The sequence below is a fragment of the Streptomyces bicolor genome, assembly GCF_000719285.1.
Classification (GTDB): domain Bacteria; phylum Actinomycetota; class Actinomycetes; order Streptomycetales; family Streptomycetaceae; genus Streptomyces; species Streptomyces bicolor.
On the sequence record NZ_JOFS01000005.1, the window covers coordinates 344,805 to 368,568 of the forward strand.

General features: G+C 71.4%; 24 protein-coding genes and 1 pseudogene. 17 read left to right on the top strand and 8 right to left on the bottom strand.

Annotated features, from left to right (window positions below):
* Positions 1-24: 24 nt before the first annotated feature.
* The 11 genes from crcB (IF78_RS0107700) to IF78_RS0107750 all read left to right on the top strand — a co-directional run bounded on the left by crcB (IF78_RS0107700) (position 25) and on the right by IF78_RS0107750 (position 11,007).
* Complete coding sequence (gene crcB, locus IF78_RS0107700; RefSeq protein WP_031479927.1) at positions 25-486, top strand: fluoride efflux transporter CrcB; 462 nt, start codon at positions 25-27, stop codon at positions 484-486.
* Positions 483-863 carry a DUF190 domain-containing protein gene (locus IF78_RS0107705; protein ID WP_031479929.1) on the top strand — a complete coding sequence of 127 codons (381 nt, stop codon included), beginning with the start codon at positions 483-485 and terminating at the stop codon, positions 861-863. Before crcB (IF78_RS0107700) ends, IF78_RS0107705 begins: the two co-directional genes overlap by 4 nt.
* Complete coding sequence (gene crcB / locus IF78_RS0107710) at positions 860-1,234, top strand: fluoride efflux transporter CrcB (RefSeq protein WP_031479931.1); 375 nt, start codon at positions 860-862, stop codon at positions 1,232-1,234. Before IF78_RS0107705 ends, crcB (IF78_RS0107710) begins: the two co-directional genes overlap by 4 nt.
* Before the next feature lie 96 nt (positions 1,235-1,330).
* Positions 1,331-2,170: an undecaprenyl-diphosphate phosphatase gene (locus IF78_RS0107715; RefSeq protein WP_031479933.1), complete on the top strand. Its 840-nt coding sequence runs from the start codon at positions 1,331-1,333 to the stop codon at positions 2,168-2,170.
* Between the two features lie 113 nt (positions 2,171-2,283).
* Positions 2,284-2,961, top strand: coding sequence for a FadR/GntR family transcriptional regulator (locus IF78_RS0107720; protein ID WP_031479935.1), 678 nt, complete (start codon positions 2,284-2,286; stop codon positions 2,959-2,961).
* The gene (locus IF78_RS0107725) at positions 2,958-4,397 is read left to right on the top strand and encodes an amino acid permease (RefSeq protein WP_031479937.1); all 1,440 of its coding nucleotides are present in this window, start codon (positions 2,958-2,960) and stop codon (positions 4,395-4,397) included. The genes IF78_RS0107720 and IF78_RS0107725 overlap by 4 nt, the downstream gene beginning before the upstream one ends.
* Before the next feature lie 50 nt (positions 4,398-4,447).
* Positions 4,448-5,464, top strand: a complete 1,017-nt coding sequence (locus tag IF78_RS0107730) for an asparaginase (protein ID WP_031479939.1) — start codon at positions 4,448-4,450, stop codon at positions 5,462-5,464.
* Positions 5,465-5,607: 143 nt separating this feature from the next.
* Positions 5,608-7,017, top strand: a complete 1,410-nt coding sequence (gene aspA / locus IF78_RS0107735; protein ID WP_031479941.1) for an aspartate ammonia-lyase — start codon at positions 5,608-5,610, stop codon at positions 7,015-7,017.
* Between the two features lie 50 nt (positions 7,018-7,067).
* Complete coding sequence (locus IF78_RS0107740; RefSeq protein WP_031479943.1) at positions 7,068-8,009, top strand: glutaminase; 942 nt, start codon at positions 7,068-7,070, stop codon at positions 8,007-8,009.
* A 242-nt stretch (positions 8,010-8,251) separates the two neighbouring features.
* A complete protein-coding gene (gene mptB, locus IF78_RS0107745) occupies positions 8,252-9,646 on the top strand; it encodes a polyprenol phosphomannose-dependent alpha 1,6 mannosyltransferase MptB (protein ID WP_031479945.1) in 1,395 nt (464 codons plus the stop codon).
* Positions 9,643-11,007 carry a glycosyltransferase 87 family protein gene (locus tag IF78_RS0107750; RefSeq protein WP_031479947.1) on the top strand — a complete coding sequence of 455 codons (1,365 nt, stop codon included), beginning with the start codon at positions 9,643-9,645 and terminating at the stop codon, positions 11,005-11,007. The genes mptB and IF78_RS0107750 overlap by 4 nt, the downstream gene beginning before the upstream one ends.
* Positions 11,008-11,093: 86 nt before the next feature.
* Here the strand turns inward: IF78_RS0107750 and IF78_RS49515 are convergent.
* Both IF78_RS49515 and rho read right to left on the bottom strand, forming a co-directional pair.
* A pseudogene (locus IF78_RS49515) lies at positions 11,094-11,927 on the bottom strand (D-alanyl-D-alanine carboxypeptidase family protein); the annotation flags it as partial.
* 92 nt (positions 11,928-12,019) lie between these two features.
* On the bottom strand, positions 12,020-13,156 hold the full coding sequence (gene rho / locus IF78_RS0107760; RefSeq protein WP_031479949.1) for a transcription termination factor Rho: 1,137 nt from the start codon (positions 13,154-13,156) through the stop codon (positions 12,020-12,022).
* A gap of 332 nt (positions 13,157-13,488) precedes the next feature.
* On the opposite strand from rho, the gene IF78_RS0107765 reads away from it, so the two are divergent.
* The 3 genes from IF78_RS0107765 to IF78_RS0107775 are packed head-to-tail and all read left to right on the top strand — an operon-like array spanning position 13,489 to position 15,793.
* Entirely contained in the window at positions 13,489-14,202 is a 714-nt protein-coding gene (locus tag IF78_RS0107765) for an SgcJ/EcaC family oxidoreductase (RefSeq protein ID WP_031479951.1), read from the top strand.
* Complete coding sequence (locus tag IF78_RS0107770) at positions 14,199-14,540, top strand: YciI family protein (protein WP_031479953.1); 342 nt, start codon at positions 14,199-14,201, stop codon at positions 14,538-14,540. The genes IF78_RS0107765 and IF78_RS0107770 overlap by 4 nt, the downstream gene beginning before the upstream one ends.
* Positions 14,537-15,793: an RNA polymerase sigma factor gene (locus IF78_RS0107775; protein ID WP_031479955.1), complete on the top strand. Its 1,257-nt coding sequence runs from the start codon at positions 14,537-14,539 to the stop codon at positions 15,791-15,793. Before IF78_RS0107770 ends, IF78_RS0107775 begins: the two co-directional genes overlap by 4 nt.
* 102 nt (positions 15,794-15,895) lie before the next feature.
* On the opposite strand, the gene IF78_RS0107780 is transcribed toward IF78_RS0107775, so the two are convergent.
* A complete protein-coding gene (locus tag IF78_RS0107780) occupies positions 15,896-16,294 on the bottom strand; it encodes a nuclear transport factor 2 family protein (RefSeq protein WP_031479957.1) in 399 nt (132 codons plus the stop codon).
* Positions 16,295-16,364: 70 nt separating this feature from the next.
* Between IF78_RS0107780 and IF78_RS0107785 the strand changes: the two genes are divergently transcribed.
* The 3 genes from IF78_RS0107785 (at position 16,365) to IF78_RS0107795 (ending at position 18,516) form a co-directional block, all read left to right on the top strand.
* The gene (locus tag IF78_RS0107785; RefSeq protein WP_031479959.1) at positions 16,365-16,922 is read left to right on the top strand and encodes a PadR family transcriptional regulator; all 558 of its coding nucleotides are present in this window, start codon (positions 16,365-16,367) and stop codon (positions 16,920-16,922) included.
* A gap of 5 nt (positions 16,923-16,927) precedes the next feature.
* Complete coding sequence (locus IF78_RS0107790) at positions 16,928-17,656, top strand: class I SAM-dependent methyltransferase (RefSeq protein ID WP_031479961.1); 729 nt, start codon at positions 16,928-16,930, stop codon at positions 17,654-17,656.
* Between the two features lie 71 nt (positions 17,657-17,727).
* Positions 17,728-18,516, top strand: a complete 789-nt coding sequence (locus IF78_RS0107795; RefSeq protein WP_031479963.1) for an acyl-CoA thioesterase — start codon at positions 17,728-17,730, stop codon at positions 18,514-18,516.
* A gap of 53 nt (positions 18,517-18,569) precedes the next feature.
* Here the strand turns inward: IF78_RS0107795 and IF78_RS0107800 are convergent, their stop codons facing one another.
* From IF78_RS0107800 to IF78_RS0107820, 5 genes are all read right to left on the bottom strand, one after another.
* Positions 18,570-19,736 (bottom strand): EstA family serine hydrolase, encoded by a 1,167-nt coding sequence (locus IF78_RS0107800; protein WP_031479965.1) that lies wholly within the window; start codon positions 19,734-19,736, stop codon positions 18,570-18,572.
* A gap of 103 nt (positions 19,737-19,839) precedes the next feature.
* Positions 19,840-20,808, bottom strand: coding sequence for an acetylxylan esterase (locus tag IF78_RS0107805; protein ID WP_031479967.1), 969 nt, complete (start codon positions 20,806-20,808; stop codon positions 19,840-19,842).
* 780 nt (positions 20,809-21,588) lie between these two features.
* Positions 21,589-22,173, bottom strand: coding sequence for an Rv1733c family protein (locus tag IF78_RS0107810; RefSeq protein WP_031479969.1), 585 nt, complete (start codon positions 22,171-22,173; stop codon positions 21,589-21,591).
* 78 nt (positions 22,174-22,251) lie between these two features.
* Positions 22,252-23,034, bottom strand: a complete 783-nt coding sequence (locus tag IF78_RS0107815) for a ferredoxin reductase (protein WP_031498078.1) — start codon at positions 23,032-23,034, stop codon at positions 22,252-22,254.
* Complete coding sequence (locus IF78_RS0107820; RefSeq protein ID WP_031479974.1) at positions 23,027-23,632, bottom strand: sulfite oxidase-like oxidoreductase; 606 nt, start codon at positions 23,630-23,632, stop codon at positions 23,027-23,029. The genes IF78_RS0107815 and IF78_RS0107820 overlap by 8 nt, the downstream gene beginning before the upstream one ends.
* Positions 23,633-23,764: the final 132 nt, after the last annotated feature.

The window sequence follows — 23,764 nt, forward strand, 5'->3', positions numbered from 1 at the left end:
CAGGCAGGAGACAGACGTACGACCATGACAGCCCCGGAGACCGAGAGCCTGCGCACCCCGGCGCCCGCCCCACCCCAGCGCGCCTGGCGTACTCAGGCGCCCATCGTCGCGGTGGTCGCAGTCGGCGGGGCCATCGGCGCCACGGCCCGGTACTCCGCCTCGCTCTGGTGGCCGGCCCAACCCGGCGGTTTCCCCTGGGCGACCTTCTGGACCAACGTCGTCGGCTGCGCCGTGATCGGCGTGTTCATGGTGGTCATCACCGATGTGTGGGCCGCCCACCGCCTCGTCCGTCCCTTCTTCGGCACCGGAGTGCTCGGCGGCTTCACCACCTTCTCCACCTACGCCGTCGACATCCAGAAGCTGGTCGACAGCGGCCACCCCCGCACCGGCCTGGCCTACCTGGCCGCCACCCTGATCGCGGCGCTCACGGCCGTCTGGCTCGCGGCGGCGGCGACCCGCCGTGCCCTGAAGTGGAGGCAGCGATGACGAGACCGACCGGCAGAGCCCTGCGCCTGACCGTCTTCGTCGGCGAGCACGACACCTGGCACCACAAGCCCCTCTACTCGGAGATCGTCCACCGCGCCCACGCGGCCGGTCTCGCGGGCGCCAGCGTCTTCCGCGGCATCGAGGGCTTCGGCGCCTCGTCCCTGATCCACACCTCGCGGTTGCTGTCCCTGAGCGAGGACCTGCCGGTCGCCATCGTGATCGTCGACAGCGAGGAGCGCGTACGGGCCTTCCTGCCCCAGCTCGACGAACTCGTCACCGAAGGACTCATGACCCTCGACGACTGCGAGGTCATCAGCTACGTCGGCCGTGACGAAAACCCCCGCACCTCGGACACGGAAGGTAAGAAGTCGCCGTGAACTGGCTCCTGGTGATCGCGGGTGCCGTGGTCGGCGCGCCCCTGCGCTACCTCACCGACCGTGCGGTGCAGTCCCGGCACGACTCGGTGTTCCCCTGGGGCACCTTCGCGGTCAACGTCACCGGCTGTCTGATCCTCGGCCTGCTCACCGGGGCGGCAGCCGCGGGCGCCGCGGATTCCCCCCTCCAGTTGCTGCTGGGCACGGGCCTGTGCGGGGCGCTGACCACGTACTCGACCTTCTCCTACGAGACCCTGCGGCTGACGGAGACGGGGGCGGGGCTCTATGCCGTCGTCAACATCGTGGGGAGCGTGACCGCGGGCCTCGGCGCGGCGTTCTTGGGGGTCTCGATCGCCGAGGCGGTGTGGTCGTAGGCGACCGGACCACGTCGTCGTATGCCACGGATCCATACCCGCACCTGGTAGGACAGTGCGCGCCACTGTCCCGCCGAACCCCCGGAACTGGATCCCATGAGTGCCATCAGCGTCGGTCAGGCCGTCGTCCTCGGAGCCGTCGAGGGGGTGACCGAGTTCCTGCCCGTCTCCTCGACCGGCCATCTGAAGATCGCCGAGGGGCTCATGGGGATCCCCGTCGACGACGACGCGGTCGTCGGGTTCTCGGCCGTCATCCAGGTCGGCGCGATCGCCGCCGTGCTCGTGTACTTCTTCAAGGACATCGTGCGGATCGTCTCCGCGTGGCTGCGTGGGCTGCGGGACGAGGAGGAGCGGTACCACCACGACTACAAGTTCGCGTGGTGGGTGATCTACGCGACGATCCCGATCATCGTCGTGGGCCTGGCCGCGAAGCCGCTCATCAAAGGCCCGCTCGCCTCGCTGTGGGTCGTCGCGGGTTCGCTGATCGTCGGCAGCGGCGTGATGTGGGCGGCCGATCAGATGGGCCGGCACAAGCGAGGGGAGGACGACACCTCCTTCAAGGACGCGATGCTCGTCGGCAGCTCCCAGATCCTCGCCCTGCTCTTCCCGGGCTTCTCGCGCTCCGGCGCCACGATGTCCACGGCGCTGATGCTCGACCTGGACCGGGTCGCCGCCACGCGGCTGTCCTTCTTCCTCGGCATTCCCGCCCTGACCGGCGCCGGCATCTACGAACTCAAGGACGCCCTCGGCACGACGGGCACGGGCGCCCTGCCGTTGGCCGTCGGTACCGTCGTCTCGTTCGTCGTCGCCTACGCCTCCATCGCCTGGCTGCTCAAGTTCGTCGCCAAGCACTCGTTCAACGCCTTCGTCATCTACCGAATCGTCGTGGGGGTGCTGCTGTTCGGGCTGCTGGGCGCGGGTGTGATCAACAGTTGACGCGGGTTCCTTCCGGCTCCCCTTGACACCACCCTCGGCTCACCCGGAGTATCTCTCCCGTGAACCTGTCAGACAGCCGGACAGCCGGACAGCCGCCGCGACGCATCAGCGCCATGGAAGCGGTCCTGGCACACCTCCGCAGTGCCATCGAGCGCGGCGAGTACGCCGTCGGCGACAAGCTCCCCTCCGAGGCGGAGCTCTGCCGCAGCCTGGAGATCAGCCGCCCCGTTCTGCGGGAGGCCCTCAGGGCCCTGCAGACCATGGGCCTGACCGTCTCCAAGACCGGCAAGGGCACCTTCGTCGTCGCGAACACCGTCGAGGACCCCACCTTCGGCGACTACTCGGCCAGCGACCTGCTGGAGGTGCGTCGGCACGTCGAGATCCCGGTCGCCGGGTACGCGGCCCTGCGCCGCACCCCGGAGAACCTCGACCACCTGGCTCACCTGCTCGACCGCATGGAACGGGAGACGGACACCACCGCGTGGGTCGCGATGGACACCCTCTTCCACCTGGCCGTGGCCGAGGCCGCCCAGAACCCGGTGTTCCGCCGGGTCATCGAGGAGATCCGCGACGCACTGGCGCGTCAGTCGGCCTTCCTCAACGAACTGGGCGGCCGCCGCGAGCAGTCCAACCGCGAGCACCGGGCCATCGTCGAGGCGCTGATCGACGGTTCCGAACTCGACGCGACGGATGCCATGGCACACCACCTGGACCGCGTCGAGACCACCCTCACCGACATCGTGCGCCCCGAGCGCACGAACAGCACCCCGGAAGGCGGACCCGAGGCGTGAGCGAACAGCACCTCAAAGAAGAGACGCGCCCCTCGTCCGGTCACGTGGACGCCGGAGACCACGGCTACAGCAAGTCGCTGAAGGCCCGGCACGTCAACATGATCGCCATCGGCGGTGCCATCGGCACCGGCCTGTTCCTCGGCGCCGGCGGCCGACTCGCCGACGCCGGTCCGTCCCTGTTCATCGCCTACGCGGTCTGCGGCGTCTTCGCCTTCCTGGTCGTCCGCGCCCTCGGCGAACTCGTCCTGTACCGGCCCTCCTCCGGTGCCTTCGTGTCGTACGCCCGCGAGTTCATGGGTGAGAAGGGCGCGTACACGGCGGGCTGGATGTACTTCCTGAACTGGGCGACCACCGGCATCGCCGACATCACCGCGGTGGCCACCTACACCCACTACTGGGGCATGTTCTCCGACATCCCGCAGTGGGTGATCGCACTCATAGCCCTCGCGGTCGTCCTCACCGTGAACCTGATCTCCGTGAAGATCTTCGGCGAACTGGAGTTCTGGTTCGCCATCATCAAGGTCGGCGCGCTCGTCGTCTTCATGCTGATCGGCATCTTCCTGCTGGTGACCCAGCAGCCCGTGGACGGCCACACCCCCGGCCCGTCCCTGATCACCGACAACGGCGGCGTCTTCCCCAACGGACTGCTCCCGATGCTGCTGATCGTTCAGGGCGTCGTCTTCGCCTACGCCTCCGTCGAGCTGGTCGGCGTCGCCGCCGGTGAGACCGAGAACCCCGAGAAGATCATGCCGAAGGCGATCAACTCGATCATGTGGCGGGTCGGCCTGTTCTACGTCGGCTCGGTCGTCCTGCTCGCGATGCTGCTGCCCTGGTCGTCGTACAAGGCGGGCGAGAGCCCCTTCGTCACCGTGCTGTCCAACATCGGCGTCCCGGCCGCCGGCGGCGTCATGAACCTCGTCGTGCTGACCGCGGCCATGTCCTCGCTCAACTCCGGCCTGTACTCCACCGGCCGCATCCTGCGCTCCATGGCGATGTCCGGCTCCGCCCCGAAGTTCACCTCGGTGATGAGCCGCAGCCAGGTCCCGTACGGCGGCATCCTGCTGACCAGCGGTATCTGTGTCCTCGGCGTCGGACTCAACTTCGTCGTCCCCGCCGAGGCGTTCGAGATCGTGCTGAACTTCGCGGCGATCGGCATCCTCGCCACCTGGGGCATGATCATGATCTGTCACCTGCTCTTCTGGCAGAAGACCCAGAAGGGCGAACTCACCCGCCCCGGCTACCGGCTGCCGGGCTCTCCCTGGACCGAAGTGGTGACGCTGGCCTTCCTCGCCTCCGTCCTGGTCCTCATGTACGCCGACGGAGGCGCCGGCCGCACCACCGTGCTGTGCCTGCCGCTGATCGTCGCAGCGCTGATCGCGGGCTGGTACGCCATCCGCGGCCGCACCGGGCGCGCCTCCACCAAGGCCGACGCGTGAAACCCGTGTCGGTCGACGACTCCTCAGCGACCCACGACAACCAGGCAGTGATGTACAGCAGTTCCATAGCGGACGCACCCCTTGTCCGCGAACCCCTGCACGCACCCGTCGCCCACCTCATACGCGGCGGAATGACCGAAGGCATCCACTACGGCTCCGTCGTCGTCCTCGGTACCGACGGCGAAGTCCGTTTCCAGCTCGGTGACATCGAGGCCGCCTTCTACCCGCGCTCGGCACTCAAGCCCGTCCAGGCCGTCGCCATGGTGCGGGCCGGGCTCCCGCTCGACGGCGACCTGCTGTCGCTCACAGCGGCGAGCCACTCCGGCGAGGAACACCACCTCGCCGGAACCCGGCGCATCCTCGAACTCGCCGGACTCACCGAGGACCACCTGCGCAACGTCCCGGACATGCCGTACGACCCGGTCGTGCGGGACACCTGGGTCCGGGAGGGCCGCGCGCCCTCCCGGCTCGCCCAGAACTGCTCCGGCAAGCATGCCGCGATGTTGTACACCTGTGCCCTGAACGGCTGGTCCCTGGACGACTATCTCGACCCTGCGCACCCGCTCCAGCAGGCCATCGCCGAGATCGTCGAGGACCTCACCGGGCAGCGGATCGCTCGCGTGACCGTCGACGGGTGTGGGGCGCCGCTGTTCTCCGTCTCGCTGCACGGGCTTGCCCGCGCCGCGGCTCGTATCACCACTGCGGCGCCGGGTACGCCCGAGGCGCGGGTCGCGGATGCGATGCGGGACCACGCCGAGATGGCCTCCGGCTCGGGGCGGGACGTGGCGGCGTTGATGCGGGCCGTGCCGGGGCTGCTGGCCAAGGACGGGTTCGAGGGCGTTCAGGTTGCTGCTCTGCCGGATGGCCGGGCTGTTGCCGTGAAGATCGCGGACGGGGCGAATCGGGCGCGGGTGCCGGTTGCCGCGGCGGCGCTCGCCTTTGCCGGCGTCGATCCGGGGCTGCTCACCGAGTTCCAGGGTGAGGCGCTGTTGGGTGGCGGGCGGGAAGTCGGGTGTGTGCGGCCCGTTCGCTCGCTGGAGCCGGTCGCTGTTTCGGCCTGCGCCTAAGGGTGTGCCGGATTCTTGTTTGGCGGCTGACGGCCGGTTGTGGCTGGTCGCGCCCACGCGGCGGTAGCCGCATATCGATAACGCCCCGCGCCCCTGAAGGGGCGCTGTCACCTCCGTATCTCAGAAAGCGAACCCTCACCCTCATGACCGCCGCCACCCGTAGCGAACACGACCTGCTCGGTGACCGTGACGTCCCCGCCGATGCCTACTGGGGTGTTCACACCCTGCGGGCCACCGAGAACTTTGCGATCACCGGTACGCCCATCTCCGCCTACCCGCACCTCATCGACGCCCTCGCTGCCGTGAAGGAGGCCGCCGCCCTCGCCAACGAGGAACTCGGGCTGCTGGAGCCGAAGAAGGCCGCCGCCATCGTCGCCGCCTGCCGGGAGATCCGGGCCGGTGAGCTGCACGACCAGTTCGTCGTCGACGTCATCCAGGGCGGCGCCGGCACCTCGACGAACATGAACGCCAACGAGGTCGTGGCGAACCGGGCGTTGGAGCTGCTGGGGTTCGAGAAGGGGCAGTACCACTACCTGCACCCCAACGAGGACGTCAACCTCGGTCAGTCGACCAACGACGTCTACCCGACCGCCGTGAAGATCGCGACGGTGTTCGCGGTGCGCGGGCTGCTCAAGGCGATGTCCGTGCTCCAGGACGCGTTCGCCCGTAAGGCCGTCGAGTTCCGTGACGTGCTCAAGATGGGCCGTACACAGTTGCAGGACGCGGTGCCGATGACGCTCGGGCAGGAGTTCTCCGCGTACGCCGTCATGATTGACGAGGACCGGTCCCGTCTGGCCGAGGCGGTCGAGCTGATCCATGAGATCAACCTGGGTGCGACGGCCATCGGCACCGGGCTCAACGCACCCGCCGGGTACGCCGAGTCGGCGCGCCGCCACCTCTCCGAGATCACCGGGCTGCCGCTGGTCACCGCCGCCAACCTGGTGGAGGCCACCCAGGACTGCGGTGCGTTCGTCCAGATGTCCGGTGTGCTGAAGCGCATCGCCGTCAAGCTCAGCAAGAGCTGCAACGACCTGCGTCTGCTGTCGTCGGGCCCGCGCGCGGGCCTCGGTGAGATCAACCTGCCGCCGGTGCAGGCGGGTTCGTCGATCATGCCGGGCAAGGTCAACCCGGTCATTCCCGAGGTCGTCAACCAGGTCGCCTTCGAGGTGATCGGCAACGACGTCGCCATCACCATGGCCGCCGAGGCCGGACAGCTCCAGCTCAACGCGTTCGAGCCGATCATCCTGCACTCGCTGTCGGAGAGCATCACGCACCTGCGCAACGCGTGCGTGACGCTCGCCGAGCGCTGCGTGGATGGCATCACCGCGAACACCGAGGCGCTGCGCCGGAGTGTGGAGAACTCCATCGGTCTGGTCACCGCCCTGAACCCGCACATCGGGTACACGGCGGCCACCGACATCGCCAAGGAGGCCCTCGCGAGCGGGCGGGGTGTGGCCGAACTCGTCCTGGAGAAGGGCCTGTTGCCCGCCGAGACCCTCGCCGACCTGCTCCGCCCTGAGGTCGTCGCGGGCAGTGGGCAGGCCCTGGCCTGACCAGCACGAACCGAACCGCGGATGCGCGCCGGGACCGGCCGGGAGGCACAATGGTGATCATGGCAGCGTCGATGTCGTCACTGACCTTCCAGCCGATCCTGGAGCGCATCGCGGAGGAGATCGAGCGGACCCCCGGCCGCGGCCGGCCCGCCGACTACATCCCGGCGCTCGCGGCCTGCGACCCGCGTCGCTTCGGCATGGCCGTCGCGGAACTCGACGGCTCGGTGTACGGCGTGGGGGACTGGCGCGAGCCGTTCTCCACGCAGTCCATCACCAAGGTCTTCACCCTCGCACTCGACCTGGCCCGCGAGGGCGACGAACTCTGGGAGCACGTGGGCCGCGAGCCCTCCGGCAACCCCTTCAACTCCCTGATCCAGCTGGAGTACGAGAACGGCATCCCGCGCAACCCGTTCATCAACGCGGGCGCCCTCGTCGTCACCGACCGCCTCCAGACCCGTACCGGTGACGCGGCCGGCGAACTCCTCGCCTTCCTCCGCACCGAGAGCGGCAACCCCGCCCTGGACTTCGACAAGGACGTCGCCGCCTCAGAGACGGCGCACGGCGACCGAAACGCCGCGCTCGCCCATTTCATGGCGTCCTACGGCAACATCGACAACCCGGTGCCGGCCCTGCTCGACCAGTACTTCCGCCAGTGCTCCGTCAAGGCGTCCTGCGCCGACCTCGCCCTGGCCACCACCTTCCTCGCCCGCCACGGCATCCGCGCCGACGGCACCCGCCTCCTCACCCGAAGCCAGGCCAAACAGGTCAACGCGGTGATGTTGACCTGCGGCACGTACGACGCGGCGGGCGACTTCGCGTACCGGGTGGGCCTGCCCGGCAAGAGCGGCGTGGGCGGCGGCATCATCGCCGTCGTACCGGGCCGGTGCACGCTGTGCGTGTGGAGCCCGGGACTGGACGAACGGGGCAATTCGGTGGCAGGGGTGGCGGCCCTGGACAGATTTACCACGCTGACGGGATTGTCCGTGTTCTAGACGGGGGTGCGTGAAGCGCCCCTTCAGGGGCGCGGGGCTGCATCAAAAAGCGGCTCCGCCGCGTGGGCGCGATCAACCCCCACAACCCGCAGCCTGCACACCATCCGCACCAGGCAGACGCGTCGCAGCCTTCAACAAACGGCCACAATCGATCACCGGCCCGTCACACCCCGGCTTCCCCCCGGAGGGAACCCCGTCAACTCCCGGCCACCCCGCGTTGACACGCTGAGCGAGTGTTGGCCATGGCTTTCCCCGTCGATCTCCGCCGCTGCCAGATACTCGGTCTGGCCGGCACCGCCTTCCTCGCCCTGGGCGGTGAGACGGCCGGTGCGCTGCCGGTCCGGGAACTCCTGGCCCCGTCCTCGGTCCACGCGGCCCTGGGCCTGGTCGGCGTGTACTTCGGCGTCGTCCTGCTGATAGCGGCGTGGCTGCTGCTCGGCCGCCTCGTGCACAGCGCCGACCCACCCACCCCGCGCGCCCTGCTGCTGGTGCTGGCGGTCTGGGCCACCCCGTTGCTGATCGCGCCACCGCTGTTCAGCCGGGACGTGTACAGCTACCTGGCCCAAGGCGCCATGGTCGACGCGCACATCGACGTGTACGCCTACGGCCCCGCGCACCTCGGGGGCCCGCTCGCGGACGAGGTAGCCCCGCTGTGGCAGCACACGGGTGCCCCGTACGGCCCGGTGTTCCTAGGCGTCGCCTCCGCCCTGTCCGGCGTGACCCGCGGCGAACTCCCCGCCGGGCTCCTCGGCATGCGCCTGATAGCGCTGCTCGGCGTGGCGCTGATGGCGGCCGCGCTGCCGCGCCTCGCCCGGCACAGCGGGGCCGACCCGGCCGCCGCCCTGTGGCTGGGCGCCCTGAACCCGCTCGTGCTGCTGCACCTGGTCGCGGGCGCCCACAACGACGCCATCATGCTCGGCCTGCTCGGCGCCGGTCTGGTCGCGGCCCTCGGCCGGTGGCCCATCCTGGGCGCCGTACTCGTCACGCTCGCCGCCCTGGTCAAAGCACCCGCAGCGCTGGGCCTCGCCGCGGTGGTGCTGTTGATGATGCGGGCCGGTCACCACGTGGCCAAGGCCCTGCTCACCACCGTGGCCGCGGCCGCCGCCACCACGGTCGCCGCAACGGCCGTCGCGGGCACGGGATACGGCTGGATAGGTGCCCTGGACACCCCGGTCTCCTCACAGAACTGGGCGCTCACCAGCCTGCTCGGCCGGGCCACCGCCTCGCTCCTGGACCGGATCGGCAGCGACCTGGCGCCGCTTGCCGTCCCGGTCTGGCATGTCTTCGGGATGGTGCTCACGGCGGTCCTCGTGGTCCTCATTTGGTGGCGCTGGCGTCCGCGCCCCGTGTATGCCCTCGGCCTGAGCCTGGCCGCCGTGGCCGCCTTCGGACCGGCGATCCGTCCCTGGTACGCCCTGTGGGGACTGTTCCTCATCGCGGCCGCCGCGCCCAGCACTTCGGTACGGCACCGGGTCGCGGCCCTGACCGGCGTGCTCGCCCTCGCCGTCCTGCCCAGCGGCGGCCCCGCGGACGTCGGCCAGTTGGTGCTGGCCGTCTCCGGTGGCGCGCTCGCCGTGGTCGTCCTCTGGCAGGCGCATCTGGCCGCGCAGGCCCCGGCGTTGGAGCGCCCCGCATGAGACTTCCGCGCACCGACCGCGGCCGGCTCGCCCTCGTGCTCGTGCTCGCCGCCGCCGTGACCGTGTTCACCGCGACCGTGCCGCTGCTGCGCGACTGGTTCGACCTGCGCGTCTACTACGGCACCGTCGACAGCTGGCTCCACCACGGCGGCCGTATCTACGACTACCGGGTGCCCGGCACCATGTACGGCTTCACGTACCCGCCCTTCGCCGCCGTGGTCATGTCGCCCATGGCGCTGGCCGGTCTGCACGCGGCGATCGCCCTGGCGCTGCTGCTCAACCTGGCGGCACTCGCCTTCTCGCTGCGTGTGCTGGCCGGGCGGTCCTGGCGGCGCTACGGCTGGTACGGCTGCGCGCTCGCCGCCTGCGCCCTCGCCCTGTTCGAACCGCTGCGGGACACCTTCAGCTTCGGCCAGGTGAACATCCTGCTGCTGGCGCTGGTGCTCCTCGACTGCTGGCTGTTGTCCACCGGGCGGGAGCGCTGGGCGGGCGTGGGCATCGGCCTGGCGGCCGCGATCAAGCTGACGCCCGCCGCGTTCATCGGCCTGCTGCTGGTGGCCCGGCGCTGGCGGACCGCGGCCGTGGCTACGGCCGTCGCGGCCGCGGCCACGGCACTGGCCGCCTGGGTGGCCCCCGACGCCTCCCGCTTCTACTGGACGCACGCCATGTGGGACACCACCCGGGTGGGCCGCCTCGACTACGTCTCCAACCAGTCGCTGCAGGGCATCCTGGCCCGGCTCGGCGTGTCGGACCGCGCCGTGTGGGCGGTGGTGGTCCTGCTGGTCCTGGGCGTCTGGGTGGCGCGTACCCGACGGGCGGTCGCGGCGGGGGAGTGGACGGCGGCGTTCGCCCTCACCGGGCTGACCGCCTGTCTGGTCAGCCCGATCACCTGGGTCCACCACCTGGTGTGGCTGCTGCCGTCCTTCGCCGTCCTCGTCCGCGCCGGGCACACCCGGATCGCGGGCGCCCTGTACGCGGTGCTGTGCACCAGCGTGGTGTGGCTGTGGTTCGACGACGCGTCCGGCGTCGACGGCTTCCTCGGCAGCAACACCTACGCCTGGATCACGCTCGGCCTGCTGCTGTGGCTGCCGGTCGGTCAGTCCGGGTCCACCCGTTCGAAGCACCTGGCGCGCAGCACCAGTGAGATGGCACCGGCCCCCACCCCGGCGGCGCCGGCGATTGCCCATGCCTCCGCCCAGCCGAGCCCGGCCGGCCCGCCCTCCGGTGCCACGTCGGCCACCACGGGCAGCGTCGCGGGCCCCGGCCTGGGCTTCGCCCGCAAGGCGTCGAGCGAGCCCACCGGTTCGACCCGCCCGGCCGCGTCGAACCCCCAGTCGAGCAGCTCGCCGGCCTCCTCGTAGACGGCGAACCCGCCGCCCGCGCGAGGGTTCAGCACCGTCACCACGAGGGTGCGCTCGCCCCGGCGGGCGGCTGCGATCAGTGTGTTGCCCGCCCTGCTGGTATAGCCGTTCTTGATGCCGATCAGCCCCGGATACGGTTCCACGCCGGCCGCCCCGGTCAGCAGCCGATTGGTGTTGCGGATCTCGTACGACCAGCCGCCCCTGCCCGGGAACGAGGCTTCGGCGGTGCCGCAGTACCGGGCGAAGTCCGCGTTGCGCAGTCCCGCCCGGCCGAACACCGCGAGGTCGTACGCCGACGAGACCTGGCCGGGCGTGTCGTAGCCGTCCGGCGACAGCACCCGCGTGTCGAGGGCGCCCAGCGCACGGGCCTTGTCCTGCATGCGGGCGGCGGTGGCACGCCAGCCGCCGTTGAGCGAGGCCAGCACCCGCACGGCGTCGTTGCCGGAGCTGAGGAACACCCCGCGCCACAGATCGGCGATCCGGTACGTCCGTCCCTCGGCGACCCCGACCAGACTGCTGCCGGGCCCGATCCCGGCCAACTCCTCCTCGCTCACCGTGTGCGGGACGCCGGCGGGCAGGGCCGGCAGCAGGGTGAGGGCGAACAGCGTCTTCAAGGTGCTGGCGGGCGGCAGTTCCCGGTGCGCGTCGTGCGCGGCGAGCACCTCTCCAGTTTCGGCGTCGGCCACCAGCCACGACAGGGCGGAGACCCGCGGCAGCCGGGGTGCGCCGGCGTGCGGCCGCACATGGGTGCCGGGCCGGTACAGCAGCGCCGGCCGCGGTGTCGCCGCGCGTGGCCCGCCGGGTGGATCGGGATCGTGCCCGGTGCGGGCGACCGCGGCGGTGGGCGCCAGCGCCAGCAGGCCTGCCGTGCACAGCGCGCAGGTGGTCGCGAGGGTTCGGGAGGTAAATCCGATCTTCATACCGTCAACCTAGGAACGCGGCCGCCGTCCACCGCGCTGCCCGGGCCGGGCGGGCCGCGCCGGCACCCGGACGGGCGATGCCCGCGGGCGGGTCAGTCGCCGGGCAGCGTCGGCTGGATCCGCCGCAGGAACGTCGCGTTGTCGGGTGTCTCCCGCATGCGTTCCAGGAGCGTCTCCAGGTTGGCCTGGCCGTCCCGGTTCTGCAGGGCTCGGCGCAGGCCGCGTACGGCGGTCAACTCGGCCGGGGCCAGGAGGAGTTCCTCGCGGCGGGTGCCGGACGGGTTGATGTCGACGGCGGGGTAGATCCGGCGGGAGGCGAGGTCCCGGCTCAGGCGCAGCTCCATGTTGCCGGTGCTCTTGAGCTCCTCGAAGAAGAAGTCGTCGGCCCGGGAGCCGGTCTCCACCAGCGCGGTGGCGAGGATGGTGAGCGAGCCGCCCTCCTCGGCGAGCCGCGCGGCGCCGAAGGACCGCTTCGGCCCGTGCAGGGCGGCCGCGTCGACGCCGCCGCTCAGGGTGCGGCCACCGGAGGCGGCCGCGTTGTTGTGGGCCCGGCACAGCCGGGTCAGCGAGTCGAACAGGACGACGACGTCCTCGCCCGCCTCGACGAGCCGCTTGGCCCGCTCGATCACGAGCTCGGCCAGCGCGATGTGCTGCTTGGGCGCCCGGTCGAAGGTGGAGGCGTATACCTCGCCCCGCACGGATCGCCGCATGTCGGTGACTTCCTCGGGGCGTTCGTCTAGGAGCACCACCATCAGCCGGCACTCCGGGTGGTTGCCGGCGACGGCCGCCGCGAGCTGCTGGAGCAGGACCGTCTTGCCGGTCTTGGGCGGGGCCACGATCAGCCCTCGCTGACCCTTGCCGACCGGCGCGATCAGATCGGCGACCCGTCCGGTCAGACCGGCAGCCGGGTGTTCGAGGCGGATCCGCTCACGTGGGTGAAGCGGCGTCAGCTCACCGAAGTGGCGCCGGTTCTTGTCGGGTGTGTGCCCGTCCACGCGGGTGACCTCGGTGAGGGCACGCCGGTCGCCCAGTGCGCCCTCGACGAGGTCGCCCTTGCGCAGGCCGTACCGGCGGATCAGCGCGGGGGAGACCTGAGGGTCGGAGGGAGAGGGCAGCAGGTTCTCGGCGCGCAGGTGGCCCTTCCCGTTCGCGTCGACGTCGAGGACGCCGGTGACGGCTCGTGCCGGGGGCTGCTGCTGGACGGGAGGAGTTTCGAGTGTGGTGGTCATGGTGGTCGGTCCTTTCACGGACGGAAGGCATGGGACATGCGGAGGGAAGGGGTGAGCCGCGGGCATCGGGAGGGCGGACAGAGCGCCTCCGGGCGGCGGGAAACAGCACCTTCGAACACGGCGGAACCGCTGGTCACGAGGTGGTGAGACGAAGCCGGTATGCCGACCGGCGAACGGAACTGAAGGAGAACTCGCACCGGCGCCACGATCGGGCGTACACATGTGCTGACTTGACGGTACCACGGGTGGCCCAGTTCATGGCCGGGCTGTCGATTCGGGCCGGTCCCGTTCGTCGGTGGGGTGTAGGAAGCTCATGAGGACCGGGAGGATCCATGAAGTACATGCTGCTCGTCTGCGGCGACGACACCGCCGACGCCTCGGGCATGAACCCCGTCGAGCCCTGGGTGGAGGACCTCGGCGAGCGCCGGGTACGCCTGCACGGTCACCGTCTGGCGCTCCCGGACCGGGCCGTCACCGTCCGGGTGCGCGACGGTGAAGTGCTGCGCGTCGACGGCCCGTTCGCGGAGACGAAGGAGTACGTCGCCGGCTTCGACATCCTCGAGTGCGACAGCATGGAGGAGGCGATCGAGGCCGCCGCGCGGCATCCGGTGGCCACCATCGGGGCCATGGAGGTGCGGCCCTTCTGGGAGGACGAGGACGACGAGGCGCAGATCCGCGCGCTCGACGCCGAGCTGACCGAGGCGGTACGAGAACGGGATGTCGACCGAATGACGGCCTGCTACGCCCCGGAGGCGGCGGCGTTCGCCGACGGCCGGGAGCACCGTGGTGTCGATGCCCTGCGCAAGTCGATGGAGGAGCTGCTCGCCGGCGTCAGCGGCCCCGTCACCCGCGAGGTGCTGGACTTCCGAGTCCACGTCGACGAGAGCGTCGCCTTCGGTCACGCCCTCGTCCGCCTGCGCGCCACCCGCACGGACGGCACGCGACTCGACGACCTGACGCGCGTCACCACCGGCTACCGCAACGCCGGTCCGCGCTGGCTGATCGCGCACGAGCACGTCTCCCTCGCCGCCGAGGAGCGGTCATGAAGTACGTCCTGTTCATCTGCACACCGGTCGGCGCCGAGGAACTCGGCCCCAAGGAGATCGCCGAGGATCCGCGCTTCACCGCGTACATCGACGAGGTCCGCGGACGCGACATCGTCAAGGGCGGGGCCCGCCTGCGGCCGCACACCGACGCCACCACGGTGCGCGTCCAGGGCGACGAGGTGCTGATCGGCGACGGGCCTTTCGTGGAGTCGAAGGAGTACGTCGCCGGATTCGACATCGTCGAGGTCCCCGACCTGGACGAGGCCATCGCCCTGGCGTCCCGGCACCCCGCGGCCCTCGGCGGCGGCTCGGTCGAAGTGCGGCCGGTCTGGGAATGAACGGGACGAACGGCGTCGAGGAGGCCGTCGCCGCGGCCTTCCGTGAGGAATGGGGCCAGGTCGTCGCCACCCTGATCCGGGTGACCGGCGACTGGGACCTCGCCGAGGAGTGCGCGCAGGACGCCTTCGCCCAGGCCCTCGACCGGTGGCGGCGCGACGGAGTGCCGCGCCGCCCCGGCGCCTGGCTGACCACGACCGCCCGCAACCGCGCCCTGGACGTACTGCGCCGGGAGGCGGTGGGCGCGGCGAGACTCCGGGAGGTGGCGGTGCTGTCCCGCGACGAACCGTCGTACGGACCCGACAGCGGTGACGACAGCGGCGTCCAGGACGACCGGCTGCGGCTGATCTTCACCTGCTGCCATCCCGCGTTGCCCATCGAGGCCAGGGTCGCGCTGACCCTGCGCACGCTCGCGGGCCTGACCACGCCGGAGATCGCCCGCGCCTTCCTCGTCCCCGAGGCGACCATGGCGCAGCGCCTGGTGCGCGCCAAGCGGAAGATCCGCCATGCCGCAATCCCGTACCGCGTACCGCCCGCGCACCTCCTGCCCGAGCGCACGACGGGCGTGCTCGGCGTCATCTACCTGCTGTTCAACGAGGGGTACACGGCCACCGCCGGCGCCGACCTCGTCCGCACGAACCTCTGCGCGGAGGCGATCCGCCTGGCCCGTGTCCTGGCCCGCCTCATGCCGGACGAGCCCGAGGTGCTCGGCCTGCTCGCGCTCCTGCTGCTGCACGACGCACGCCGGCACACGCGCGAGGACGCCGCCGGCGACCTGGTCACCCTGGAGGACCAGGACCGCACGGCCTGGGACCGGGCCGAGGCCGACGAGGGCGCCGCCCTGCTGGAGACCGCGCTGCGACGCGGCCGGCCAGGGCCGTATCAGATCCAGGCCGCCATCTCCGCCTGCCACACCACCGCGCCCACCGCCGAGGAGACCGACTGGGCCGATATCGCCGCCCTGTACGGCGAGTTGGCCCGCTTCGTGCCCTCCGCCGTCGTCCGCCTCAACCGCGCGGTGGCCGTCGGCATGGCCGAGGGCACGCAGGCGGGCCTCGCCCTGGTCGCGGAGCTGGAGGACCAGGGAGAGCTGGCCGGGTACCACCTGCTCCCGGCCACCCGCGCCGATCTCCTGCGCCGCGGCGGCCGTACTCAGGAGGCGGCCGAGGCGTACCGGCGGGCCCTGGAACTGGTGGAGAACGACGCGGAGCGGAGGTTCCTCGAGAGGCGGCTGGCGGAGTGTCGATCCGCGTAGGAGCCCTTCGTCGGTGAGGTGGAAGCGCCCCTTACGGCCTTGGAGGCCCCGATGGCCACGCACGCGAGGGTGAGCCGAGGCGTGCCCACGACGGGGCGGCCGTCACACCGACCGCGCCTCCGCCTCCTTCGCGATCTGCTCGAACTGCGCCCCCATGGCCTCGGCCAGAGCCTGGGCGCCCGACAGCGGACGGACCATCACCATGAAGTCGTCGATCAGGCCGTCCTCGTTCACCCGGAGGAAGTCGCAGCCGGTGATCTCCCGGTCGCCCACGCGCGTGGTGAAGACCAGCGCGTGGTCGCGGCCGCCCGGGTCGTTGATCTCGCGCACATAGCGGAAGTCCTCGAACACCCGCATGACACCGCGCAGGATCGCCGCCGTGATCGCCTTGCCGGCGTAGGGCTTGTACACCGCCGGGCTGGCGAAGACGACGTCCTCCGCCAGCAGGGCCTCCATGGCGTCGGCGTCGCCCGCCTCCACCGCCTCGCGGAACGCGCGCATCGGATCACCTCATAGTCAATTAGTTGAGTAGGTGCCGATGAGAATAATCACCTGCTGTTAACGTGTCCACATGTCCTTGAAGTACGCCGTCCTCGCCGCCCTGCTCGAGGGCGAGGCCTCGGGCTACGAGCTGTCCAAGGCCTTCGACGTCTCGTTCGCCAACTTCTGGCCCGCGACCCCGCAGCAGCTCTACCGGGAGCTGGAACGCCTCGCGCAGGACGGCCTCGTCGAGGCCCGGTTCGTGCAGCAGGAACGGCGGCCGAACAAGCGGATGTTCACGCTCACCCCGGCCGGACGGGAGGACCTGCGCGCCTTCGCCGTCGAGCCGCCCCGGCGCCCCTCCGCCGTCCGCGACGAACTCCTGATCAAGCTGCAGGCCATGGAGGACCCCGAGGCCGCCCACGCCCTGATCGAGGAGCGCATGACCTGGGCGCGCGGCAAGCTCGACCGCTACGAACGCGTCCGCGACCGTCTCCTCGACGGGCGGACCGAGGACGAGTTCCTGCGTGAGTCCGACCGTGTCGGGCCGTATCTGACGCTGCTGCGCGGAATCTCCTTCGAGGAGGAGAACCTGCGCTGGTGCGAGCGCGTCCTCGCCGTTCTGAAACACCGCGTCGGGCGGGGGTGACCCGGATGTTCGGCCCCGAAGGCCCCTCCCTGCGCGAACTCGCCGTCCAGGCGCTGTCGTCCGTCGAGCGCGGATACGACCTGCTCGCCCCGAAGTTCGACCACACGCCGTTCCGTACGCCGGACTCGGTGCTCTCCGCCGTCACGACGGCGCTCGCGCGTACGGGTCCGTACGACGACGGACTCGACCTGTGCTGCGGTACGGGCGCGGGTGTGGAGGTGCTGGCCGACGTGTGCCGACGCGGTGTCACCGGCGTCGACTTCAGTGCCGGCATGCTCGACGTCGCCCGGCGCCGCGTGCGGGTGGACGAGCCACGTGTCGCCTGGATCCGCGCGGACGCCCGCGCCCTGCCGTTCACCCCCGCCTTCGACCTCGTGGTGAGCTTCGGCGCGTTCGGTCACTTCCTGCCCCGTGAGCTGCCGGGTCTGTTCGCCCAGGTCCACTCCGTCCTGCGGCCCGGCGGGTGCTTCGCCTTCCCGGTGGTGGCCCCGCCGGGCCCCATGTCCCCGGTCTACTGGATGCTGCTGGGCTTCGACGCGGTGATGCGGGTGCGCAACGCCGTGTGGCGGCCGCCGTTCGTCATGTACTACCGGGCCTTCCGGCTCGGCGAGGTGCGGAGCGAGCTGGCGCGCGCCGGATTCCAGGTGGAACTGCAGGCCCTGCCGGAGTTCGGGCGGCGGCGGGACGGAAGTCCACGCGTGCGGATGGTGGTGGCGCGACGCCGCGCCGACTAGGTGGGTTGGAATTTCCCACTCGATCCCCGAAGAGGGTTTGTTTTTCAAACTCATCCGGTTGTGGTGGGTCCGTGACCTTGACGACCGACTCCGAGATCCGTATCGACCCACGGTGGTGGTCCTGGGAGGGAGCCCATGGTGGCCATGTGGCCGCCCTCGCCCTGACCGCCGTGCGCGACCGGTTCACCGGCGGCGCCCACCCGGTCCGCACGCTGACCACGCACCATCTGGCCCCGGTCGACGACAGCCCGCTGCACTTCTCCGGCACGGCTCCCGCCGCAGTCGGCCGTCGCACGTCGACCTGCGTCTTCACCGGCCACCAGAACGGTGTACCGGTCCTCGTCGGCTCCGCGCTGTTCGGTGCGGGGCGCCGTGGGCCGTCGTACGACGGGCACCCGGCCCCGGACGTGCCCGGGCCCCAGGACTGTCGCCCGTTGGAGCTCCCAGACGAACTGTCCCCGTTCGCCCGGCAGTTGGAGATCCGGCCGGCCACCGAGGACCTCCCGCTCGCCGGTGGCGACAAGGCCGAGCTCACGGCGTGGATCCGCTTCCTCGACGGCCGGGCCCTCGACGCCCCGATCGCCGTCACCCTCACCGACGTCCTCCCGCCCGCGCTGTACGCCCGCTGGCGCACCCCACGCCCGGTGCCCACCGCGGAACTCACCGTCCACCTCACCGACGCCCTCAACGACGGCACCCACCAGGGCTGGGCCCTCGTCCGGATCCGTACCGAACACGCGGGCAGCGGCTGGGCGGTCGACGACAGTGCGGTCTGGTCGGCGGACGGCAGGCTGCTCGCGCTGGCTCGGCAGTCGCGGGTCGTGCGCGGTCAGCCTGCCATCGGCGACGTCAACTCGTAGGCGGGCCCGGCTGGACACACCCCGAGGCCGGGGCGGTCCGCGCCCGCCGTTCGTCACAGGGCGCTGTACACGGCGTCCACAAGCGCCATCTTCCGCGGGTCATCGGCGATATGAGGGCCCATGGAGTTCATCACATAGCCCAGCGACATCCCCGCCTCCGGATCCGCCAGTCCGCAGGAGCCTCCGAAGCCGTCGTGTCCGAAGGCCCGCGGGTTGGGCCCGTACGAGCCGTTCGGCCCGCTGAGCCACAGGCCGAGGCCGACCTCGGTTTCGCTCTCGAACCCGGCCCCGAGCACCAGATCGCGGCAGCTGCCCTGCCCCTCGCGCACCCGCTCGGCCGCCGCGGGGGAGAGGACACGGTGGCCGTCGTACGACCCGCGGCCCGCGAGTATCCCGTACAGCGAGGCGACCGCCCGCGCCGTGCCATGGCCGTTCGCGGCGGGGATCTCGGCGGCCCGCCACTCGGGCGAGTTGGCCTGCGCCGCCCCCACGGCGGGATTGGCCAATGCGGCGAGGGCGGCGGGCGCCAACTGGCTGAAGATCGCGGCTTGTTCGCTGGTCGCCGCGACGGGCGGCTGCACCAGCTCGGCCACTCGCCCCAAGTCCTTCTCCGGCAATCCGATCGCGAAGTCGATGCCGAGCGGACCGGTCACCTCCCGCTGCAGAAAGGCCCCGGGGAGCAGACCCGACACCCGCCGTACGACCTCCCCGACCAGGAAGCCGTAGGTGAGCGCGTGGTACCCCGACCCCGCCCCCGGCGTCCACCACGGCTCCATCGCCGCGAGCCGCTGAGTCGTCAACTCCCAGTCGCAGAGCTGCTGAAGTGAGTGCGGCTCCCGCAGGCCGGACAGGCCGGCGCGGTGCGATAGCAGATGCCGTACGAGGATCTGGTCCTTGCCCGCGGCGGCGAACTCCGGCCAGTACGCGGCCACCGGGGCGTCGAGGTCGAGCAACCCCCGGTCGGCGAGGATGTGCGCGCACAGGGCCGTGGGTCCCTTGGACGTGGACCACACGTTGACCAACGTGTCGCGCTCCCAAGGGCGGCTGCGCGGCGCGTCGGCCCACCCGCCCCACAGATCCACGACGCTCCGCCCGTCCACCGTGACGGCGACGGCGGCGCCCAGCTCCCCGCGCTCCCGGAAGTTCGCCTCGAACGCCGTCCGCACCGCCGCGAACCGCGGATCGCAGTGCCCTTGCACGCGCGCCTCGTGCTCCGCCATGAGCCCACCCCTCGTCGTCCGCCGGAAAGCCGGGCCGCAGCGGGGCGACCCGGCTCCCTGAACGTACCGACTGGTCGGACTGGGTGGAAGGTGTCGGACGGTCTCAGGCGTGCGAGCGCAGCCACTTCAGCTTGGCCGCCTCGTGGAAGGGGCCGCCGCCCTCGTGGTCGTTGAAGTCGTAGACCTCGATGGCCTTCTCGTCGTGGGCCCAGGCGTTGAAGGCCGCGAAGACGGTCGAGGGCGGGCAGGTCTGGTCCTCCAGGGCCGCCGAGAAGAGCGCGGGCGCCCGGCCGCGGGCCGCGAAGTGCACGCCGTCGAAGTAGGACAGGGTACGCAGGACGTCCTCGGTGCGGCCCCGGTGCGTCTTGAGGTAGAGAGCGATCTCCCGGTACGGGTGACGGTCCGTGAGGGTCGTCGCGCGCGGGTAGTCGCACAGGAACGGCACGTCCGGCGCGATCGCCGACAGGTCCGGAACCAGACCGCCGACCGCGATCGTGATGCCGCCGCCCTGGCTGGAGCCCAGCGCGATCGTGCGCGAGGCGTCAGTGAGGGGGTGGGAGCGGGCGGCCTCCACGGCACGGACCGCGTCCGTGAACACCCGGCGGTAGTAGTAGTTCTCGGGCGCGTCGATGCCACGGGTCATGAAGCCGGGGTAGGCCGGCGCGGCGCCCACCGGGTCGGGGGTCCCGCCACCGGCGCCCCACGCGCTGCCCTGGCCGCGCGTGTCCATCATGAAGTGCGCGCGGCCCGTGGAGGCCCACAGCAGGTTCTCGTGCGGCAGACCGCGCCCGCCGCCGTAGCCGATGAACTCCACTACCAGCGGCAGCGGCTCCGTCGCCCCGGCGGGCAGCCGCAGCCAGCCCTTCACCGGGTGACCGCCGTACCCGGCGAACGTCACGTCGTACACCTGCACCGTGGAAAGCCCTGTGTCGACCGGCTCGAAACGGGCGTCCAGATCGTGCCCGCGCGCTTCCTCGAGGGTCTTGGACCAGAACGAGTCGAAGTCCTCGGGCTCGACGGACTCGCTGTGGTATTCGCGCAGTTCGTCGAGCGGAAGGTCGAACAGGGCCATGGAGGACCGCCTTTGCGAAGGGTGACTACGGATGATCACACCGTACGTGGGTGATCGGACGACTCGCCAGATCTATGCCGCGCGGAGCCCTACGATGGCGTCATGACGTCTGCCGTCGATGCCCTGGCCCCGGCCGCGGAACTGCTGGTCAGGGAACCGAGCTGCTCGTTGTCGAGGCAGGGCGGGAGATCCCTGGCGGCTGGCCGGCGGTCAGCGGTGGTCGGGTCACCGGCATCGATCCCGCCGGGAGTGAGCCCGAGGCCCGCACTCGGCCTTCGTAGGCATGGCCGAGCCTCTGACGGGCGGCTGCATCGAGCTGGGTCGCGCAGGGCCTGCCCGTCGGCATCGGCTGCGACGGCTCCGCCTCCACGGACCACGCCTCCCTCTGGAGGGAGACCCGGGCGGCGCTGCTGCTGGGCCGCTGCCGCGGCGGACCGGGCGCGATGACCGCCCGTGACGACCCCTGCCCGGGGCCTGCGCCGACCTCGTCGTCCGGGCCCTGCACGAGGTCGCGCTCGCCGGTGCGCTGGGCGATCCCGTCGAGGCATGGCTGCGTTGCGGGCCCGCCCGGGCCTGGACCACGGTGGTCGCGGGCCGGATCCTGGTCGACCGCGGCGAGCCCCGGCTGACCGGGCTGGCGGACGCCTGCGGTCGCACATCGCAATCGCACGCCGGATGCTGAGCGGGGCGTAGCAGAAGGCGGACGGAGCAGGCGGCCCTGCGAGTAGACCCACAGGAGTGCGCGGCGGGTACCGGAAGCAGACGCGCGGCACACAGGGTTCACGCCCGACGGCCCGTCCACTCCGGCCCTGTGCGGGCCCACTCCCGCTCCCACTCGGCCAGGCGACGACGCATCGCCGCATGCCGTACGGCGCAGTGGCCCAGGAGGATCACGGCGACCGCGCCGCCGGTCACGCAGACGCCGATGATGATGGTGTGCTGCCAGATCGCCGTGCCGTCCGGCGGCGGGGCCACGCTCCTGCCCCGGTCGTCCAGCCACACGTCGACGGTCTCACCGGTCCGGGTGTCGGCCGGAACGCGAGCGGTGGCCGTACGCGGTCTGTCCCCGGGCTCCGTCCAGCGGACCCGCATCTCGGCGGACGGCTGCCGGCCGCCCTGCGCGGGGGGAAACGCGTCCGCGGTTCCGCCGACCGCCTCGGCCCGGACGTGACGGTGACCGGCGCGATGCTCCCGGGCCGTGGCCCGGGCGTCGTCATGGGCCCAACAGCCCACCGCCACCCCGACCAGCGGCGCGACGACGACCAGCAGGACGGCCACGGCCCGCAGGGCCCACGCCGCCACGACATCCGACCGGCGCCGCAGCGGATTCGGCCGCCGGCGCCGGCCACGCACCCGGCTTCGCATGGCGTGCGGGTACCCCGTGCACCGGACATCGTTCCTGACGATCCCGGACGGACACGCGTCCCCAGGACCGGCCGCTGATCAGCCGAAGCGCTCGATCCGGATACGGTCCACGGGCTGACCTGCGGCCACGAGCAGCCGGGAGGCGTGTTCCGCGAATCCGTTGGAGCCGCACACATAGGCCTCCCACCCACCGGGAGGTCGCTGGGCCAGGAGTGGCGCCACATGTGCTGCGGCCATACGTCCCACCGGCACACCCTCCGGCGCGCTCCGTGTGAACACGGGCGTCGTCTCCGCGCCGTACTCCCGCGCGTAGATCAGCTCCTCGGGGGTGCGTGCCGACACCAGCAGCCGCAACGGCACGTCCAGGCCCCGTGCCCGGTGGTGCCGCACCATCGACATCAGCGGCACGACACCGGAGCCGGCGCCGATCAGCAGCGCGGGGCGGTCCCCGGGCCAGGCGAAGAAGCCGCTGAGCGGGCCGCGCACCTCGACCGTGTCGCCGGGCTGGGCCGTCGTGTGGAACCAGCCGGACACCTCACCGCCCTCGACGTGGTCGAGGGTCAGTTCGATGTGGCCGGAATCGTCCGGCGCCGATGCGATCGAGTAGTGGCGCTGGGCCACATAGCCGTCCTCGGCGGTCAGCCGCAGCATCAGGTGCTGGCCGGGCAGATGCCCCGCCCACGCGGGCACCGCAAGGCGGAAAGTGGCAGCGTGCGGGGTCTCCCGGCGGATCTCGGTGATGGTCGCGGTCTGCCACACGGAGGCGACCCGATCACTGACGGGGATACGGCCCGGCACGGCGAACCGGGTCGGGGGAGTGAACGCCTCGCTCGCCGGGGTCCTTCCAAGTGCCTCAGTCACCGGAGTACCGCTGCTCCTCCCAGGGGTTGCCGCGGGCGTGGTAGCCGTTCTGCTCCCAGAACCCCGGCTCGTCGTGGTCGAGGATCCGCAGGCCCGCGATCCACTTGGCGCTCTTCCAGAAATACAGGTGCGGCACCAGCAGGCGGGCCGGCCCCCCGTGCTCGGCGGCGAGCGGCTCCCCGTCGTACTCCCAGGCGATCCAGGCCCGCCCGCCGGTGAGGTCGGCCAGCGGAAGGTTCGTGGTGTACCCGGTGTGCGAATAGGCGACGGCATGTGTGGCGGACACATGGGGCCGGACCACACTGAGGAAGGCGTCCAGCGACACGCCCCCGAACCGCACGCCGAACTTCGACCAGCTCGTCACGCAGTGGATGTCGCCCTCGTACGCCGACGCCGGCAGCCGGTGCGCTTCCTCCCAGGTCCAGGTACGCGGCTCCGCGACGAGACCGTCGACGCGGAACGACCACTCGGCGGGCGTCAGCTCGGGCGTGACCTCGGCGGACAGGACGGGCCAGTCGTCGCCCGCGTCGTACTGGCCGGGTGGCAGGCCGGCGTTCTCGGCGCGTGGGCGTCCGGTGAAGCCTCGGGTGACGTTCATGCGGGTGGTGCCTCCAGGCCGCCGTGGACGACGGCCCGCGGATCGAGCGTGATCAGTACGTGTCCATTCAACCGTACGGGTGAAGCGTTCGTTCAACCGTACGTGGGGGAAAGGCCGGGAGTGCTGAGTGAT

Coding starts and splice junctions, on each gene's coding strand:
- crcB (WP_031479927.1), top strand. CDS start 25: ATGACAGCCCCGGAGACCGAGAGCCTGCGCACCCCGGCGCCCGCCCCA.
- IF78_RS0107705 (WP_031479929.1), top strand. CDS start 483: ATGACGAGACCGACCGGCAGAGCCCTGCGCCTGACCGTCTTCGTCGGC.
- IF78_RS0107715 (WP_031479933.1), top strand. CDS start 1,331: ATGAGTGCCATCAGCGTCGGTCAGGCCGTCGTCCTCGGAGCCGTCGAG.
- IF78_RS0107720 (WP_031479935.1), top strand. CDS start 2,284: ATGGAAGCGGTCCTGGCACACCTCCGCAGTGCCATCGAGCGCGGCGAG.
- IF78_RS0107730 (WP_031479939.1), top strand. CDS start 4,448: ATGTACAGCAGTTCCATAGCGGACGCACCCCTTGTCCGCGAACCCCTG.
- aspA (WP_031479941.1), top strand. CDS start 5,608: ATGACCGCCGCCACCCGTAGCGAACACGACCTGCTCGGTGACCGTGAC.
- IF78_RS0107740 (WP_031479943.1), top strand. CDS start 7,068: ATGGTGATCATGGCAGCGTCGATGTCGTCACTGACCTTCCAGCCGATC.
- mptB (WP_031479945.1), top strand. CDS start 8,252: ATGGCTTTCCCCGTCGATCTCCGCCGCTGCCAGATACTCGGTCTGGCC.
- IF78_RS0107750 (WP_031479947.1), top strand. CDS start 9,643: ATGAGACTTCCGCGCACCGACCGCGGCCGGCTCGCCCTCGTGCTCGTG.
- rho (WP_031479949.1), bottom strand. CDS start 13,156: ATGACCACCACACTCGAAACTCCTCCCGTCCAGCAGCAGCCCCCGGCA.
- IF78_RS0107765 (WP_031479951.1), top strand. CDS start 13,489: ATGAAGTACATGCTGCTCGTCTGCGGCGACGACACCGCCGACGCCTCG.
- IF78_RS0107770 (WP_031479953.1), top strand. CDS start 14,199: ATGAAGTACGTCCTGTTCATCTGCACACCGGTCGGCGCCGAGGAACTC.
- IF78_RS0107775 (WP_031479955.1), top strand. CDS start 14,537: ATGAACGGGACGAACGGCGTCGAGGAGGCCGTCGCCGCGGCCTTCCGT.
- IF78_RS0107780 (WP_031479957.1), bottom strand. CDS start 16,294: ATGCGCGCGTTCCGCGAGGCGGTGGAGGCGGGCGACGCCGACGCCATG.
- IF78_RS0107785 (WP_031479959.1), top strand. CDS start 16,365: ATGTCCTTGAAGTACGCCGTCCTCGCCGCCCTGCTCGAGGGCGAGGCC.
- IF78_RS0107790 (WP_031479961.1), top strand. CDS start 16,928: ATGTTCGGCCCCGAAGGCCCCTCCCTGCGCGAACTCGCCGTCCAGGCG.
- IF78_RS0107800 (WP_031479965.1), bottom strand. CDS start 19,736: ATGGCGGAGCACGAGGCGCGCGTGCAAGGGCACTGCGATCCGCGGTTC.
- IF78_RS0107805 (WP_031479967.1), bottom strand. CDS start 20,808: ATGGCCCTGTTCGACCTTCCGCTCGACGAACTGCGCGAATACCACAGC.
- IF78_RS0107810 (WP_031479969.1), bottom strand. CDS start 22,173: ATGCGAAGCCGGGTGCGTGGCCGGCGCCGGCGGCCGAATCCGCTGCGG.
- IF78_RS0107820 (WP_031479974.1), bottom strand. CDS start 23,632: ATGAACGTCACCCGAGGCTTCACCGGACGCCCACGCGCCGAGAACGCC.